Source organism: Labedella gwakjiensis, from assembly GCF_003014675.1.
Taxonomy (GTDB): Bacteria; Actinomycetota; Actinomycetes; order Actinomycetales; family Microbacteriaceae; genus Labedella; species Labedella gwakjiensis.
Window position 1 is genome coordinate 660,332 of record NZ_PYAU01000001.1, and the last position, 13,504, is coordinate 673,835.

The 13,504-nt window shown below is 69.7% G+C and carries 12 protein-coding genes; 2 read left to right on the forward strand and 10 right to left on the reverse strand.

Annotated elements, in window-relative coordinates; all coding sequences use genetic code 11:
- Window positions 1-26 precede the first annotated feature (26 nt).
- Genes CLV49_RS03010 through CLV49_RS18110 form a run of 4 tightly spaced genes read right to left on the reverse strand, consistent with a single transcriptional unit; the run spans window position 27 to window position 4,523 of the window.
- The gene (locus tag CLV49_RS03010; protein WP_243696788.1) at window positions 27-1,649 is read right to left on the reverse strand and encodes an amidohydrolase; all 1,623 of its coding nucleotides are present in this window, start codon (window positions 1,647-1,649) and stop codon (window positions 27-29) included.
- Complete coding sequence (locus CLV49_RS03015; RefSeq protein ID WP_106562211.1) at window positions 1,640-2,764, reverse strand: class II histone deacetylase; 1,125 nt, start codon at window positions 2,762-2,764, stop codon at window positions 1,640-1,642. The genes CLV49_RS03010 and CLV49_RS03015 overlap by 10 nt, the downstream gene beginning before the upstream one ends.
- On the reverse strand, window positions 2,761-4,293 hold the full coding sequence (locus CLV49_RS03020; protein ID WP_243696787.1) for a sodium:solute symporter family protein: 1,533 nt from the start codon (window positions 4,291-4,293) through the stop codon (window positions 2,761-2,763). The genes CLV49_RS03015 and CLV49_RS03020 overlap by 4 nt, the downstream gene beginning before the upstream one ends.
- Complete coding sequence (locus CLV49_RS18110; protein ID WP_127054539.1) at window positions 4,290-4,523, reverse strand: hypothetical protein; 234 nt, start codon at window positions 4,521-4,523, stop codon at window positions 4,290-4,292. The genes CLV49_RS03020 and CLV49_RS18110 overlap by 4 nt, the downstream gene beginning before the upstream one ends.
- A gap of 206 nt (window positions 4,524-4,729) precedes the next feature.
- On the opposite strand from CLV49_RS18110, the gene CLV49_RS03025 reads away from it, so the two are divergent.
- Window positions 4,730-5,779: a LacI family DNA-binding transcriptional regulator gene (locus CLV49_RS03025; protein WP_106562212.1), complete on the forward strand. Its 1,050-nt coding sequence runs from the start codon at window positions 4,730-4,732 to the stop codon at window positions 5,777-5,779.
- 9 nt (window positions 5,780-5,788) lie between these two features.
- Window positions 5,789-6,439 (forward strand): YitT family protein, encoded by a 651-nt coding sequence (locus CLV49_RS03030; RefSeq protein WP_208019913.1) that lies wholly within the window; start codon window positions 5,789-5,791, stop codon window positions 6,437-6,439.
- An 18-nt stretch (window positions 6,440-6,457) separates the two neighbouring features.
- Here CLV49_RS03030 and CLV49_RS03035 read toward each other — a convergent pair whose 3' ends face one another.
- The 6 genes from CLV49_RS03035 to CLV49_RS03060 are packed head-to-tail and all read right to left on the reverse strand — an operon-like array spanning window position 6,458 to window position 13,455.
- Complete coding sequence (locus CLV49_RS03035; protein WP_106562213.1) at window positions 6,458-7,327, reverse strand: LacI family DNA-binding transcriptional regulator; 870 nt, start codon at window positions 7,325-7,327, stop codon at window positions 6,458-6,460.
- Window positions 7,308-9,770, reverse strand: a complete 2,463-nt coding sequence (locus CLV49_RS03040; protein ID WP_106562214.1) for a glycoside hydrolase family 2 protein — start codon at window positions 9,768-9,770, stop codon at window positions 7,308-7,310. Before CLV49_RS03040 ends, CLV49_RS03035 begins: the two co-directional genes overlap by 20 nt.
- Window positions 9,767-10,558 (reverse strand): ABC transporter ATP-binding protein, encoded by a 792-nt coding sequence (locus CLV49_RS03045; protein WP_106562215.1) that lies wholly within the window; start codon window positions 10,556-10,558, stop codon window positions 9,767-9,769. Before CLV49_RS03045 ends, CLV49_RS03040 begins: the two co-directional genes overlap by 4 nt.
- The gene (locus CLV49_RS03050) at window positions 10,555-11,496 is read right to left on the reverse strand and encodes an ABC transporter ATP-binding protein (RefSeq protein ID WP_106562216.1); all 942 of its coding nucleotides are present in this window, start codon (window positions 11,494-11,496) and stop codon (window positions 10,555-10,557) included. Before CLV49_RS03050 ends, CLV49_RS03045 begins: the two co-directional genes overlap by 4 nt.
- The gene (locus CLV49_RS03055; protein WP_106562217.1) at window positions 11,493-12,452 is read right to left on the reverse strand and encodes an ABC transporter permease; all 960 of its coding nucleotides are present in this window, start codon (window positions 12,450-12,452) and stop codon (window positions 11,493-11,495) included. The genes CLV49_RS03050 and CLV49_RS03055 overlap by 4 nt, the downstream gene beginning before the upstream one ends.
- 13 nt (window positions 12,453-12,465) lie before the next feature.
- Complete coding sequence (locus CLV49_RS03060) at window positions 12,466-13,455, reverse strand: ABC transporter permease (RefSeq protein ID WP_106562218.1); 990 nt, start codon at window positions 13,453-13,455, stop codon at window positions 12,466-12,468.
- Window positions 13,456-13,504 lie beyond the last annotated feature (49 nt).

The window sequence follows — 13,504 nt, forward strand, 5'->3', positions numbered from 1 at the left end:
TCCGCGCGCGGCCCGATCGAACCACCTCATGCACGACCGTCGTGGACCACCACACCGCCGACGAGGGTGGTCCGGACGGGCACCGAACCGAGGGCGGTCGGGTGGACCGACGCGGGGTCGATGTCCCACACCACGAGGTCCGCGACCGCTCCCACGCGCAGCACACCGCGGTCGGGATCGCCGAGGGCGAGCGCCGCCGAGCGCGTGTACGCGACGAGGGCCTCCTCGACGGAGACGCGCTGCTCCGGCTCGAACACCACGCCGTCGCCGGAGGGACCCGGCGCCGTGCGACCGCACGCCCACGCGAGCCCCACACGGGGATCGAACGCAGCCACGGGCCAGTCCGAGCCGAACACCGTCGGCACGCCGGCCTCGAGCACGTCGCGGGCCCGGAACCCCGTCGCCGCACGTTCGGCGCCGAGCCGCGTCGCCCAGGAGTCGGTGAGGTCCTCGTGCCGCCACTGCATGTGGAGCGGCTGCATCGACGCGACGATTCCGGTCCCCCGCAGGTGCTCCACGTCGCCGTCCGCGAGGATCTCGAGGTGCTCGATGCGCCGCGGACGTTCGGGCACCGCCGGGGGCAGCTCGGCGTACGCGTCGATCACGGCCGACACGGCCCGGTCGCCCACGGCATGGGTGGCGAGCTGCAGCCCCGCCTCGTCGTAGCGGCGGACGACGTCGCGATAACGATTCCAGTCCGGCCAGAACCCGGCGCGACCCGCCCCGCACGTGTCCGGCTCGCGGAGCCAGGCCGTCCCCGTGTCGATGACGCCGTCGCTGAACAGCTTGATGCCGGCGACGCGCCAACTGCGTCCGGAGCGCTGCGCGGCGGCGACGCGGGCCTCGACGGCCGCGTCATCGTCCTCCGGGCGGTGCCAGAGGAAGACGTCGAGCCGGAAGCCGAGCTCGCCCGTCTCCTCCATGCGCTCGAGCACGTCGAGGAGTCGCTCGGAACCGTCCATGACGGCGCAGCCCGTGAGCCCCACGGCGGAGAAGCCCGCGAACGTCGCTCGGAGCATCTCGCACTCCTCGTCGAGCGTCGGCGCCGGGGCAGCGTCGACGACGAGGTCGTATGCCGTCGGCTCGCGCAGCTCACCCGTGGGCACCCCATCGGTGTCGACGACGATCGACGACGCGTCCCCGAACTCGCGCGGACCGTCGATGCCGGCAGCGGCGAGCGCAGCCGACGACGCGAGGGCCGTGTGGAGGTCGTAGAACATGAGGAGGACGGGGTGCCCGCCGGCCGCCTCGTCGAGGATCGAACGGTGCGGCTCAGCGCCCCCGAAGGCGACGTAGTCGAGGTTCCAGCCCCTCACCCACTCCCCCTCGCCGAGGCGCGCAGCCTCAGCGGCCACGGCCTCGCGGACGCCGTCGAGGGACGAGACGCCCTCGAGGTCGATGCCGGCTGCGAGACGTGCACCCCACAGCGGGTGCAGGTGCGAGTCGATGAGACCGGGCGTCACCGCGGCCCCGCCCAGGTCGACGGTCAGCGTTCCGGGCGCGGTCGCCCCGAGCACGTCGGCGGTCCGGCCGACGGCGGCGACGCGGCCGCCGACGATGGCGACGGCCTCAGCGATCGGGTTCTCGGGGTCCGAGGTGCGGACGATTCCGGAGTGGAAGGTCACATCGGTCGGAACGTTCACTGCCACCGTCCACTCAGTCGATCGGCCAGCTCCTCCGCCGCCCGGATGACGTCATCCTGCCACGGCTTCAGCGGGTGGACGGGCGAGTCGTCGAAGCTCGGACCGAACGGGTCCTCGACCCCCGTCGAGAACCCCGACATCGCCTCGAGGACGGCGAGACCGCAATAGGGCACGTGCACGGGCGAGTAGCCGCCCTCGTGCGAGAACACGATCCGGCCGCCGCACACGTCTTCGGCGAGGGCGACGAGCGCCGCGGCGACGGCCCGGAAACCGCCCGACGTGACGCTCATACCCCCGAGCGGGTCGAGCGCGCCCGGATCGAAGCCGCTCGAGACGAGGATGAGATCGGGCCGGAAGGCTCGGGCGGCTGGACCGGCGACGCGCTCGATCGCCGCAAGATAGGCGCCGTTCCCGCTGCCGGCGGGCAGCGGGATGTTGAGCGTCGTCCCCTCTGCGCCGGGACCGCCGGTCTCGTCGAGCTCGCCCCCGACGGTCGGGAAGAGCTGCTGCTGGTGGATCGAGAGGGCGAGCACGTCGGGGTCGTCCCAGAAGATCTGCTGGGCGCCGTTTCCGTGGTGCACGTCGTAGTCGACGATCATCACCCGCTCCACCCCGAAGGCCGCACGGGCCTCCTCGATGGCGATGCCCACGTTCGACAGCAGGCAGTACCCCATCCCCATCTCCCGCCGCGCATGGTGGCCGGGGGGACGGACGAGCGCGTACGCGTTGTCGACCTCGCCGCGCAGCACCGCAGCGGTCGCGGCGATCGTCCCCCCGGCGGCGAGGAGCGCGATCTCCCACGACCCGGGTCCGTATGGGGTGAAGCCGTCGCCCGCATCACCGCCGGCTCCGGCGCTCCCGGCCTTGAGGCGTTCGACGTGGTCCGGCGTGTGCACGCGGAGGACCTGCTCGTCCGTCGCCCGAGTGGCCCGGATGCGCGTCAGGTGGTCGAGCAGACCGGAGACCTCGACGAGTCCGGCCAGGCGGGACTTCGACTCGGGGCTCTCGAACGTCTGGAAGGGCTGCACCGTGGGGCCGGACGGGACGATACCCGCGTGGGTGCCGGTGTCGTGCCACGCGTACTGCTCGTGCCAGACGTAACCGGTGCGTCTCGTCGTCATCGAGCCGTCTCCTCGAGGGCGGGATCGGCCGACTGGGCGACCTGGTCGTGGTCGGGGGCCGCGAGCGTGTCGAAGAGGCGGTCGACTCGTGCCCTCTCGGCGGCGGAGGCCGGCGCGAGGAACGCGAAGCCCACGTAGACGAGCGCGTTGACGATGAGCGCGGCGACACCCGACGTCATTCCCCCGAGGGCCGGTATCGAGAGCGGGAAGAAGAACTGCAGCACGCCGGCCGTGACGAATCCGGCGATCATCGCCGCCGCCGCACCGGTCGCCGTTCCCCGTCGCCAGAAGATGCCGAAGAACAGCGTCGGAGCGAGTTGCACGATGCCCTGGTACGAGATCTGGGCGAGCTGGACGAGCCCCGCGGAGCTCGTCGCGGTGCTGAGCGCGAAGATCGCGGCGACGATCGCGAGCACGGCCACCGAGATCTGGCCGACGCGCGGGTTCTCCACGCGGGAGCCGCGGGCGACGCCCACGATGTCGTTGGCCGCCTGGGTGCCGAGGGCCTGCAGGTTGGCACCCACGTTGCCCATCGTGCCCGCGAGGACGCAGAGCCCCGCGAGCGTGAGCACGACAGGTCCGCCGATGCTCGCCACGATGAACCACACGGCGTCCGGCGCCTCCGAGACGCCCGGGTAGGTGGAGGCGGCGATCGCGAAGAGCGAGACGGCGCTGCCGAAGACGAGGATGATGGGGGCGGCCTGCACGGCCGAGCGCTTGATCGTCGCGGTCCCGTTCGAGGTGAAGAGCCGCACGAAGATGTCCGGCCAGCTCCACGCCCCGAGAGCGCCCGTCAGCACGAGCGAGAAGAAGTAGAGCCCGCCGACCGCGCTGTCCGGTCCGGGGATGGTCGTGAAGGCCGGGTCGATCCGGTCGAAGCCGTGTCCGTTCCCCAGGAGCCACACGAGCAGGCCGAACGCGATGAGCGTTCCGATCCCGTAGGCGACGATTCCCTGCACCATGTCGCTGATGACGATGCCGCGGGCTCCCAGGCGGACGGTCCAGATCTGTCGCACGACGATCACGAAGATGCCGATGAAGACGGCGACGGTCGCGGGGACGACGCCGAACGACAGGTAGCTGAACACGTAGGTGAGCGACTGCATGCCGAGGACGAGCCACGGGAACGACGCGACGATGCCGATCACGGCCGCGATCACCCGCACGGGCTTCGAGCCGTAGCGCAGCCCGAGGAGATCGGCCTGGGTGCGCAGGTCGAAGCGCTTGCCCCAACGGTGCACGGGCTTCGCGAGGAAGAACATCAGCACGACCGCGAGCAGCGAATACGGCACGAAGTAGAACCCGGCGACACCGGCCGAGGCGGCATAGCCCGCGAACGCGATGAAGATCGTGCCGGGGAGCCACGTGTTGATGAAGGCCATCGTGGAGTAGAACGGGCCGAACGAGCGCCCGGCCGTGGCGTAGTCGCTGAACCCCGTCGCGGAGCGCTTGCTGCGCTCGAGAACGAGGACGATGACCGCGAAGAAGACGACGACGCCGCCGTAACCGATCCAGATCTCCACGATCACTCCCCCTTCTCGGGGTCGATCGCGGTGAACAGGACGAGCGTCGCGGTGACGAAGACGCCGGATCCGATGAAGTAGCCGATCGAGCCGGCCGCGTCGCCGGGCTGGAGCGCCCAATGGATGGGCGGCAGGAGGAGCAGGACGAAGTCGACGGCCGCGACGACCGCGATCACCGCCGACCGTCTCCGGGCTGCCACGGAGGTGGCGGCCGAGCGGGGGGCTGGGCTGGTCATGTCGGGAGCCTTTCGAGCGGGGAGGTGCGCTGACAGAGGTGGAACCGAACCTGCCGGAACGTTCCGGCTTGGAGTAGAGCATCGACCTCCCCGCACCCCCTGTCAAGACCTGATCGCCATATACGTGTCCCGCAACGAGAAGATCGAGCGAGTGGAGCCCGGCCGTGAGCGCACCGCGCGGGCGGTCGCATGACTAGCATGAGCACATGGGCAAGCCGCAGCCGACGATCATCGATCTGGCGCGTGATCTGGGGATCTCCAAGACCACCGTGTCCGACGCCCTCTCGGGCCGCGGGCGCGTGTCGGAGGAGACCCGAACTCTCGTCACCGAGGCCGCTGAACGCATCGGCTACGTCGGCAATCGCGCAGCGCGCAGCCTCCGGTCGAGCACCCACGGTGCGATCGGCCTCCACATCCCGCCGATCGTCCGCAACTTCTCCTTCTACATGGACTTCGCGTTCGGTGCGGCGCATGCGGCCGCCGAACTCGACGTCGACCTCACCCTCTTCGCACGCGACCCCGTCGTCTCCGCCCGACGGGGCTTCCCCGTCGACGGCGCCCTCGTCGTGGATCCGCTGCGCGACGACCCCACGATGGAGCGCCTGCTCGACGCGGGTGTCCCTGTCGTGACGATCGGCTACGACCTCGGCGAGTCGGCGTCCCGGGTGAGCGGCGTCATCGAGGCGACGCACGGCGATACGACCAGGGCCGTCCTCGATGCGCTGTGGGACTCCGGCTCACGCCGGCCGGCCTTCCTCGGTTCCGACGCCCTCTTCTTCTCGTCGTGGGCGAAAGACGTGTCCGACGCGGTCGACGGATGGTATTCCTCACGCGGCATAGAACCGGCCGTCGGCCTCGTCCCTGTCACCGCGGGTCCCGACGAGGTGCACGACACGGTCGTCGACCTCGTCGGACGCACGGGTGTCGACGCTCTCGTGTGCGGTCCCCAGGGTTTCGCCGCCCGAGCCCTCCCGACCCTCGAGTCCCTCGGCATCCGCATCGGCCGCGACTTCCCCCTCGCGTCTTTCGTGAGCGACCCCGTGACCGAATCGAACAATCCCGACATCACCTGCGTCGAGATCGATCCGTGGGGTCTCGGCGTGGAATCGGCGCGACTCCTCGCCGACATCCTGCTCACGAGGGGCGACGGCCCAGCCCCGTACCGCTCGCACGTGTCCCGCGTGCGCTTCGCCCGCTACCTCGACGCAGCGCAGGCGGACGGCGGCCGGTCGAGCACCGTGGCACCCGCGGAGTAGCGTGGACCGGTGACCGCCGAGCCCCCCACGCCGAACCGCACCGATTCCCCGACGACGGATGCTCCCGTCGCACCGCCGCACTCGCTCCTCGAGGACGTGTTCGCCCTCGTGATCGGCACCCTCATGGTGTCGTTCGGCCTCGCGCTGCTCACGGCCTCCGGCGCGGTGACGGGCGGTGTCGCGGGCATCGCGATCCTCTTGAGCTACGTGTCCGACTGGCCGTTCGGCGTGTGGTTCGTGCTGATCAACGCACCGTTCTTCCTGCTGGCCCTCCTGCGCATGGGGTGGCAGTTCACGCTCAAGACGATCGTCACCGTCGTGCTCGTGTCGCTCTTCTCGAGCCTCCACCCCGCCATGCTCGACCTCGGCTCGATCGAGCCCGTCTACGGCGTGCTGTTCGGCAGCGCTGTCACGGGCGTCGGCTTCATCGTGCTGTTCCGCCACCGCGCGAGCGTCGGCGGCATCTCGATCCTGTGCCTCTTCCTGCAGGACCGCTTCGGCTGGCGCGCCGGATACGTGCAGATGGGCTTCGACGCCGTGATCGTGCTGTCGTCCGTCTTCGTCGTGCCCCTGCCGATGCTCGCGCTCTCGGTGGCGGGCGCCGTCGTGATGAACCTCGTGATCGCGCTCAACCACCGCCCCCACCGCTACCTGGCCTGACGACCGCTCCCGTGAGCGTCAGGCGGTTCGGGGACGGGCCGCCGTCGAGGCGCGCTCCACCAGCCGCGCGGGCTCCAGGTCGACGTGCACCTCGGCACCCGTCGCGAGGTGTTCGAGGATCGCCGTCGCGGTGGCACGGCCGTAACCGGGCAGATCGTACGTGAGGGCGGAGAGCGGCGGCGAGGCGAGCTGGCAGTGCACCGAATCGTCCCACGCCAGGATCGAGACGTCGTCGGGGACCTGCAGTCCCGCCGCCCGGATCGTCTCGAGTCCGGCGAGCGCCATCACGTCGTTGTCGTAGACGATGGCCGTCGGACCGTCCGGTCCGTCGGCCAGGAGATCGCGCGTCGCCGCCGCGCCGCCCTCCGCCGTGAAGTCGGACTCGACGATCACCACGGAGGCGCGCGCCTCGGCCCCGGCCGTCTCGAGCGCACCGTTGCGTGAGCGCACGTGGTCGAGGTCCGGTGGCCCCGCCACGTGCGCGATCCGTTGGTGACCCGACGAGACGAGGAAGCGGACGACGTCCGTCATGACACTCGCGTTCGCCGCGTGGACGGAAGAGAATCCGGGGAGCGCCGCGCGTCGTCCCATCAGGACGGCCGGGAGGCCCTCCGCCGCGAGCGCTCCGATGCGCGGATCGTCCTCGACGAGGTTGGCGACGACCACGGCGGACACGCTGCCGTCGCCTGCCCACCGCGTGTAGGTCGCGAGCTCTTCCTCGCGATCGGCGACCACGCGCACGAGGAGGGACGCGCCCGCGTCGTCGAGCGCGTCCTCCATGCCCGCGATGACGCGCATCCAGAACGGCTCCATGGGCACCCGACGCCGCGGCTGGTTCAGGCACAGACCGATCGTGATGGGCTGGGCGTCACCCGGCGACGAGATCATTGACCGACGATAGCAGCGGGAATCCGGCCCACGAGGACGTGTCGCCCGCGCCCGTCACCGTGAAGGTGTGGCTGCCGCCGGCCTCGATCGTGACGAGCCCGTCGTCCACGCGCGCGGAGCGATCGACCCGATCGACCTGCAGCACGAGGTCCTTCACGAGGGAATGCACGGTGACCGTCACCCGAACCCCACCCTCGACCGCCTCCGTCGAGACGGAGAGCGCGTCCGCCGGCACCGCGAGGGCGAGCGAGGTGTCCTCCACGAAGTAATGGAAGGCCGACGACCCGTCGGAACCGTGCGCCACGAGGTACTCGCCGCGTTCGTCGCCCGACCGGAGGACCTCAGCCGGGAGCGCGGTCGTCGCGATCCCCCGGGCCGCGATGTCGAGCGGTACCGCGTGCTCGGAGAGCACGGTGCCGTCGAGGCGGCGCCGCGACACGGTGATCGTCTCCATCCATCCCTCCGCATGGTCGTTGTGCGCCACGAGAGCGAGAGAGCCCGCGCGCGGCTGGAAGGTCAGGAGCCGGTCGGCGTACACCTTCCGGAGCGCGAACCACAGCGGCTTCCGGTGCCCGTGCACGTCGACGGCCGCCCAGGAGATCACGGGCCACTCGTCGTTCAGCTGCCAGACGATCGAGCCAGTATTGAGCGGATAGAGGGACCGGAAGTGCTCGATGCCGAGAGCGACGGCGCGTGCCTGGTTGAGCTGCGTCGACCAGTGCCATTCGTCGATCGACCTCCACCGCGGCAGGTGGGCGCCGAGCCCGCGCTCGAGCTTCGCGTTGCCCTCGAAGGCCTTCTGGTGGACGAGCATCTCGTGACCGTACGGATCGATCGGGTCGTCGTGCACGACGTCCGTGAGGGTCGTCCACGCCGGCGGGCCCTGGAAGCCGAACTCCGAGGCGAACCGCGGCCGGTAGGACCGGTATGCCTCGTAGTCGAGGTCGTTCCACACGGTCCAGATGTGCATGGTCCCGTGACGCTCGTCGTTCGGGTGCGCCCATCGCGTGAACGAGAACGGGCTGCCCGGGGAGTACGGGCGCGTGGGGTCGAGCTCGGCGACGATCGCCGGGAGCAGCTCGGTGTAGTACCCCTCCCCCCACGTGCGGTCGCCGATCCTCCGGCGCCAGTCCCATTCGAGGTAGCCCCAGATGTTCTCGTTGCAGCCGTTCCACATCACGAGGCTCGCGTGCCGTGACAGTCGCACGACGTTCTCCCGCGCCTCCGCCTCGACCTCACTGCGGAGCGGATCCTCCTCGGAGTACGCGGCACACGCGAACAGGAAGTCCTGCCAGACGAGCACTCCGAGCTCGTCGCAGACGTCGTAGAACGCATCGCTCTCGTAGATGCCGCCGCCCCAGATGCGCAGGATGTTCATGCCAGCCTCCACCGCGTCCACGACAGAGGCGCGGTAGCGCTCGGGCGTCATCCGCGTGAGGAACGGATCGCCCGGGATCCAGTTCGCTCCCTTCGCGTACACCGCGACACCGTTGATCGAGATCGTGAACGGGGTGCCGTGCTCGTCCGGGGTCGTGTCGAGACCGACGGTGCGGAAGCCCACCCGGCCCTCCCAACGGGCGTCACCGGCGGTGACCGTCACATCGTGGAGCGGCTGCGACCCGTAGCCGCGCGGATACCAGAGCGGCACCTCGCCGGCGTCGACGCGGAGCTCGACGGACGACTGCGTCGGCGAGGCCGCGATCCGGCTCGCCACGCCCGCGACCACGACCTCCACATCGGCGGATCCGGGCGCGCCGGCCCACTCCAGGTCGACGTGGGCCGTCAGGACCCCTGTGCCGGTCGAGGATCCCGCGACCGACCCGGCCACGTCCACGAGCGGGCGCACCGCCGCGATCCGCACGCCTGACCACGACTCGAGGCCGATCCGCCGGAGGATCCCGCTCGAGGCCACGTCGATTCCCCAGTCCCAGCCGAAGTTGCTCGCCGTCTTGCGCACGGCGTTGAACGGATGGTGCATGACGGTGGGAAGAGCCCCGAGGATCGCCTCCTGCTCACGGGCGAACTCCACGGGGGCGCGGAAGTCGACGAGGATCTCGTTCTCCCCCTCGACGAGGAGGGACGTGACGTCGAAGCGGTACGACCGGTGCTGGTTGGCCGTCGTCGCGACGACAGTCCCGTTGAGCGTGATCGTGGCGGCCGTGTCGAGGCCGTCGGCCACGAGATCCTCGCGGTCGTGTCCCGTCGGCGCCCAGGAGAACGTCGTGCGGTACCGCCAGTCGGTGCAGCCGATCCATTCCTGTGCCTTCTCGTTGTCACCGTCGAAGGGGTCGCCGATGAGGTCGGCCGCCATGAGGTCGAGCTGCACCTCCCCGGGGACCGTCGCGGGCACGGTCCGGCCGGACAGTTCCGTCGGGATCGGACCGTTCGTGGCGGCGAGCGTCCACGCGAGGCCGCCGTCGGTGGTGAGGGGTCGGAATGTCACGCGTGGATTCTCTTCTCTGGATCGGGTGCCGCCTCTGCGAGGAGGCGCGTGTACTCGTGCTGCGGGTTCAGGATGACCTCGTCCGCCGGTCCCCTCTCGACGATCTCCCCGCGGTACATCACCAGGATGTCATCGGAGAAGTGCCGCGCGGTCGCGAGGTCGTGGGTGATGTAGAGGACGCCGAGGTCCTCCTCGTTCTGGAGGTCGGCGAGGAGGTTGAGGACGCCGAGGCGGATGGACACGTCGAGCATCGACACGGGCTCGTCCGCGACGAGGATCTTCGGTTCGGGGGCGAGCGCCCGGGCGATCGCGATGCGCTGCCGCTGTCCGCCCGAGAGTTCGTGCGGACGCCTGTCGGCCATCTCGGGGTCGAGGCGTACACGCTCGAGCAGCGACGTCACCCGCGTGTCGAGATCGTCCCGCGTGGTGGCCTTGCCGTGCAGGCGCAGCGGTCGCTCGAGGTGATGACGGACGGAGTGGTAGGGGTTGAGGGAGGCGAACGGATCCTGGAACACCATCTGCACGTCGCTCCGATAGGAGCGGAGGGCAGCGCCGTGTCGACCGACGGGCGTGCCGTCGAAGAGGACCTGCCCGGACGTCGGTCGCTCCAACTGCATGAGGAGCTTCGCGATGGTCGACTTCCCGCTGCCGGACTGCCCGACGAGGGCCGTCGTGCGACCGCTCTCGATCGTGAAGTCGACGTGTGACACCGCCGTGAGCGTGCGCCCACGGAATCCTCCCCTCAACCGGTATTCCTTGGTCACGTCGCGCAGTTCGAGCGTGCTCATTCGGCGCCCCTTCCGTCGTTCGATGCGTGGGCCTCGTGCGATCCCGCGGTCCGGTCGTGCGATCCCCTGGCGAAGTCGCCGCGTTCACCCGTGAGTCGGGGGAAGGACGCCAGCAGCCGCTTCGTGTACTCGTGCTGAGGATTCGTGTAGACGTCGACGGCTCCTCCGAGCTCCACGATCTCGCCCTCGCGCATCACCGCGATCCGGTCACTGATCTCGAGCAGCAGCGGCAGGTCGTGTGTGATGAAGATGACCGCGAAGCCGAGCTCGGCGCGCAGCCGCGTGATCTCCCGCAGGATCTCCCGCTGCACCACCACGTCGAGGGCGGTCGTCGGCTCGTCCATGATCATGACCTGCGGGTCGAGAGCCATCGCCATCGCGATCATCACGCGCTGCCGCATCCCGCCCGAGAGCTCGTGGGGGAACGACCGCAGCCGGGACCGGTCGACGCCGACGCGCTCGAGGAGTTCTCCGCACCGCTCGCGTCGTTCCTTCTTCGACATCTCGGGCCGGTGGGTCGTGAACACGTCCTCGAGCTGCGCGCGGATGGAGATCACCGGATTGAGGGAGTTCATCGCGCCCTGGAACACCATCGAGATGCGGTCCCACCGGAACGCCCGCAGATCGTCGCCGTGGAGCGAGCCGAGGTCGATCGTGTAGCCCTCGCGGGAGTGGAACGAGATCGTCCCGGAGGACACGACGGCCGGAGGCTTCAGCAGACGGTTGATCGCATAGGCGAGGGTCGACTTCCCGCACCCGCTCTCTCCCGCGAGCCCGAGGATCTCACCGCGACCGAGGGTCAGCGACACATCCTTCACCGCATGCACCGTCCGCTGCGCGAGGTAGTCGACGCTCACGTGGTCGATCGTCAGGACGGGGTTGGCCTCGTGACTCGCTCGAGCGGCCGCGCGAGCCTCCCGGCTCTCCGTGGCGCTCACAGCTCGTCCTCCGTCGTGATGGCTTTGAGCTGACGCCGCGAGAGGCCCCAGCCCTTCCGAGCGGCGCGCGTCTGCGTGCGCAGCTTCGGGTTGATGATCTCGTCGATCGAGAAGTTGATGAGCGAGAGCGCCGCTCCGAAGAGCGCGATCAGCAGCCCGGGCGGCACGAACCACCACCACGCCTCGAGGCGCAGGGCGAGCCCGTTCTGCGCGTAGTAGAGCATGGTGCCCCACGTGAACGAGCCGGAGGCTCCGAGACCGAGGAACGACAGGCCGGCCTCTCCGAGGATCGCGAAGATCACCGCGAACACGGCCTGCGAGGCGAGCAGAGGGATGAGGTTCGGGAGGATCTCGACACACAGGATGCGCCAGGACTTCTCTCCCGAGACACGCGCGGCCGCGACATAGTCGCGACTCCGCACGCTGAGCGTGAAACCACGGAGCACGCGAGCCGACCCCGCCCAGCTCGTGATGGCGAGCACCACGGCCACGAGCAGCAGACTCTTGTCCTGCACGTAGCTCGAGATGATGATCACGAGCGGGAGCCCGGGGATCACGAGCATGACGTTGCTGAAGAGCGAGAACGACTCGTCGAGCCACCCGCCCGCGTACGCGCCGACCACGCCGAAGAACGCGGAGAGCGCGACGGAGATGATGCCGACGACGGCTCCGATGATGAGCGAGCCGCGCGTGGCGTACGCCAGCTGGGCGAGGACGTCCTGGCCCGTCTGGGTCGTGCCCAGAAGGAACTCGGGACTCGGCCCGCTCAAGCCGATGTTGTCGACCTTCGACGGACTGCCGACCACGAACGGACCGACGACGCCGAACAGGATGATGGCACCGGCGATGACGAGTCCGGCGAGGAGCTTGGGGGTGAGCGGCGGGAGCGAACTGGCACGTCCCGTACGCGTCGCGGCGGCGGCCGCGACGGCGGGATCAGAGGTGACGGTCGTCACGGTGTCCTCCTTGTTAGGCGCGCGCTCGCGTGCGCGGGTCGATGAGCGAGTAGAGGAGGTCGACGATGAGGTTCGCGCCGAGCACCGAGAGGGTGATCACGAGGAAGATCCCCTGCATGAGGGCGTAGTCGTTGCTGCCGACTGCCTGGAGGAGCGCCGAGCCGATGCCCGGGTAGGAGAACACGGCCTCGGTCACGATCGACCCGGCCACGACGAAGCCGAGGGAGATGGCGAAGCCCGCGACCGACGGCAGCACGGCGTTCCGTGCCGCGTACGTCGTCATGATGCGACGCGGTGAGAGCCCCTTCGCCTCGGCCGTGACGATGTAGTCCTCGGACAGGGTCGAGACCATCATGTTGCGCATCCCGAGCATCCAGCCGCCGATCGAGGACAGCACGATCGTCAGGGCGGGGAGCGTTCCGTGGTAGATCACGCTGCCGATGAACGCGGCGTTCCACCCGGGGGTCGTCTCCCACACGTCGTACCCGCCGTTGATGGGGAAGAACTGCCACACGCTCCCGAACAGGAACACGAGGATGAGCGCCAACCAGAAGTACGGGACGGACTGGAACATCGTCGTGACGGGGATGATGTTGTCGAGCCACGACCCGCGCTTCCACCCGGCCAGCTGGCCCAGCCCGACGCCGAGGAGGAAGGACAGGATGGTCGAGATCCCGATGAGCCCGATCGTCCACGGGAGAGTCTGACCGATCACCTGAGAGACGGGCGCCGGGAAGAACGTCACGGAGACGCCGAGGTTCCCTGTGAGGACCTGCCCGAGGTACTGCACGTACTGGTCCCACAGGGGCAGCTGCGAGTTCGTCCCCAGGAGGAGTTCGATCGCCTCGCGGGTCTCCGGCGTCACCGGGCCGCGCTGGGCGAGCTTCGACAGCATGATGTCGACGGGGTTTCCCGGCATCCACCGGGGAAGAAGGAAGTTGAGCGTGAGCGCCGCCCAGAAGGCGACGACGTAGAACACGACTTTCTGCAGCGCATAGCGCATGGGGAGCCTCTCTCGGGCGGACGGGACGAGGGGCCCCGCCCGCCCGACG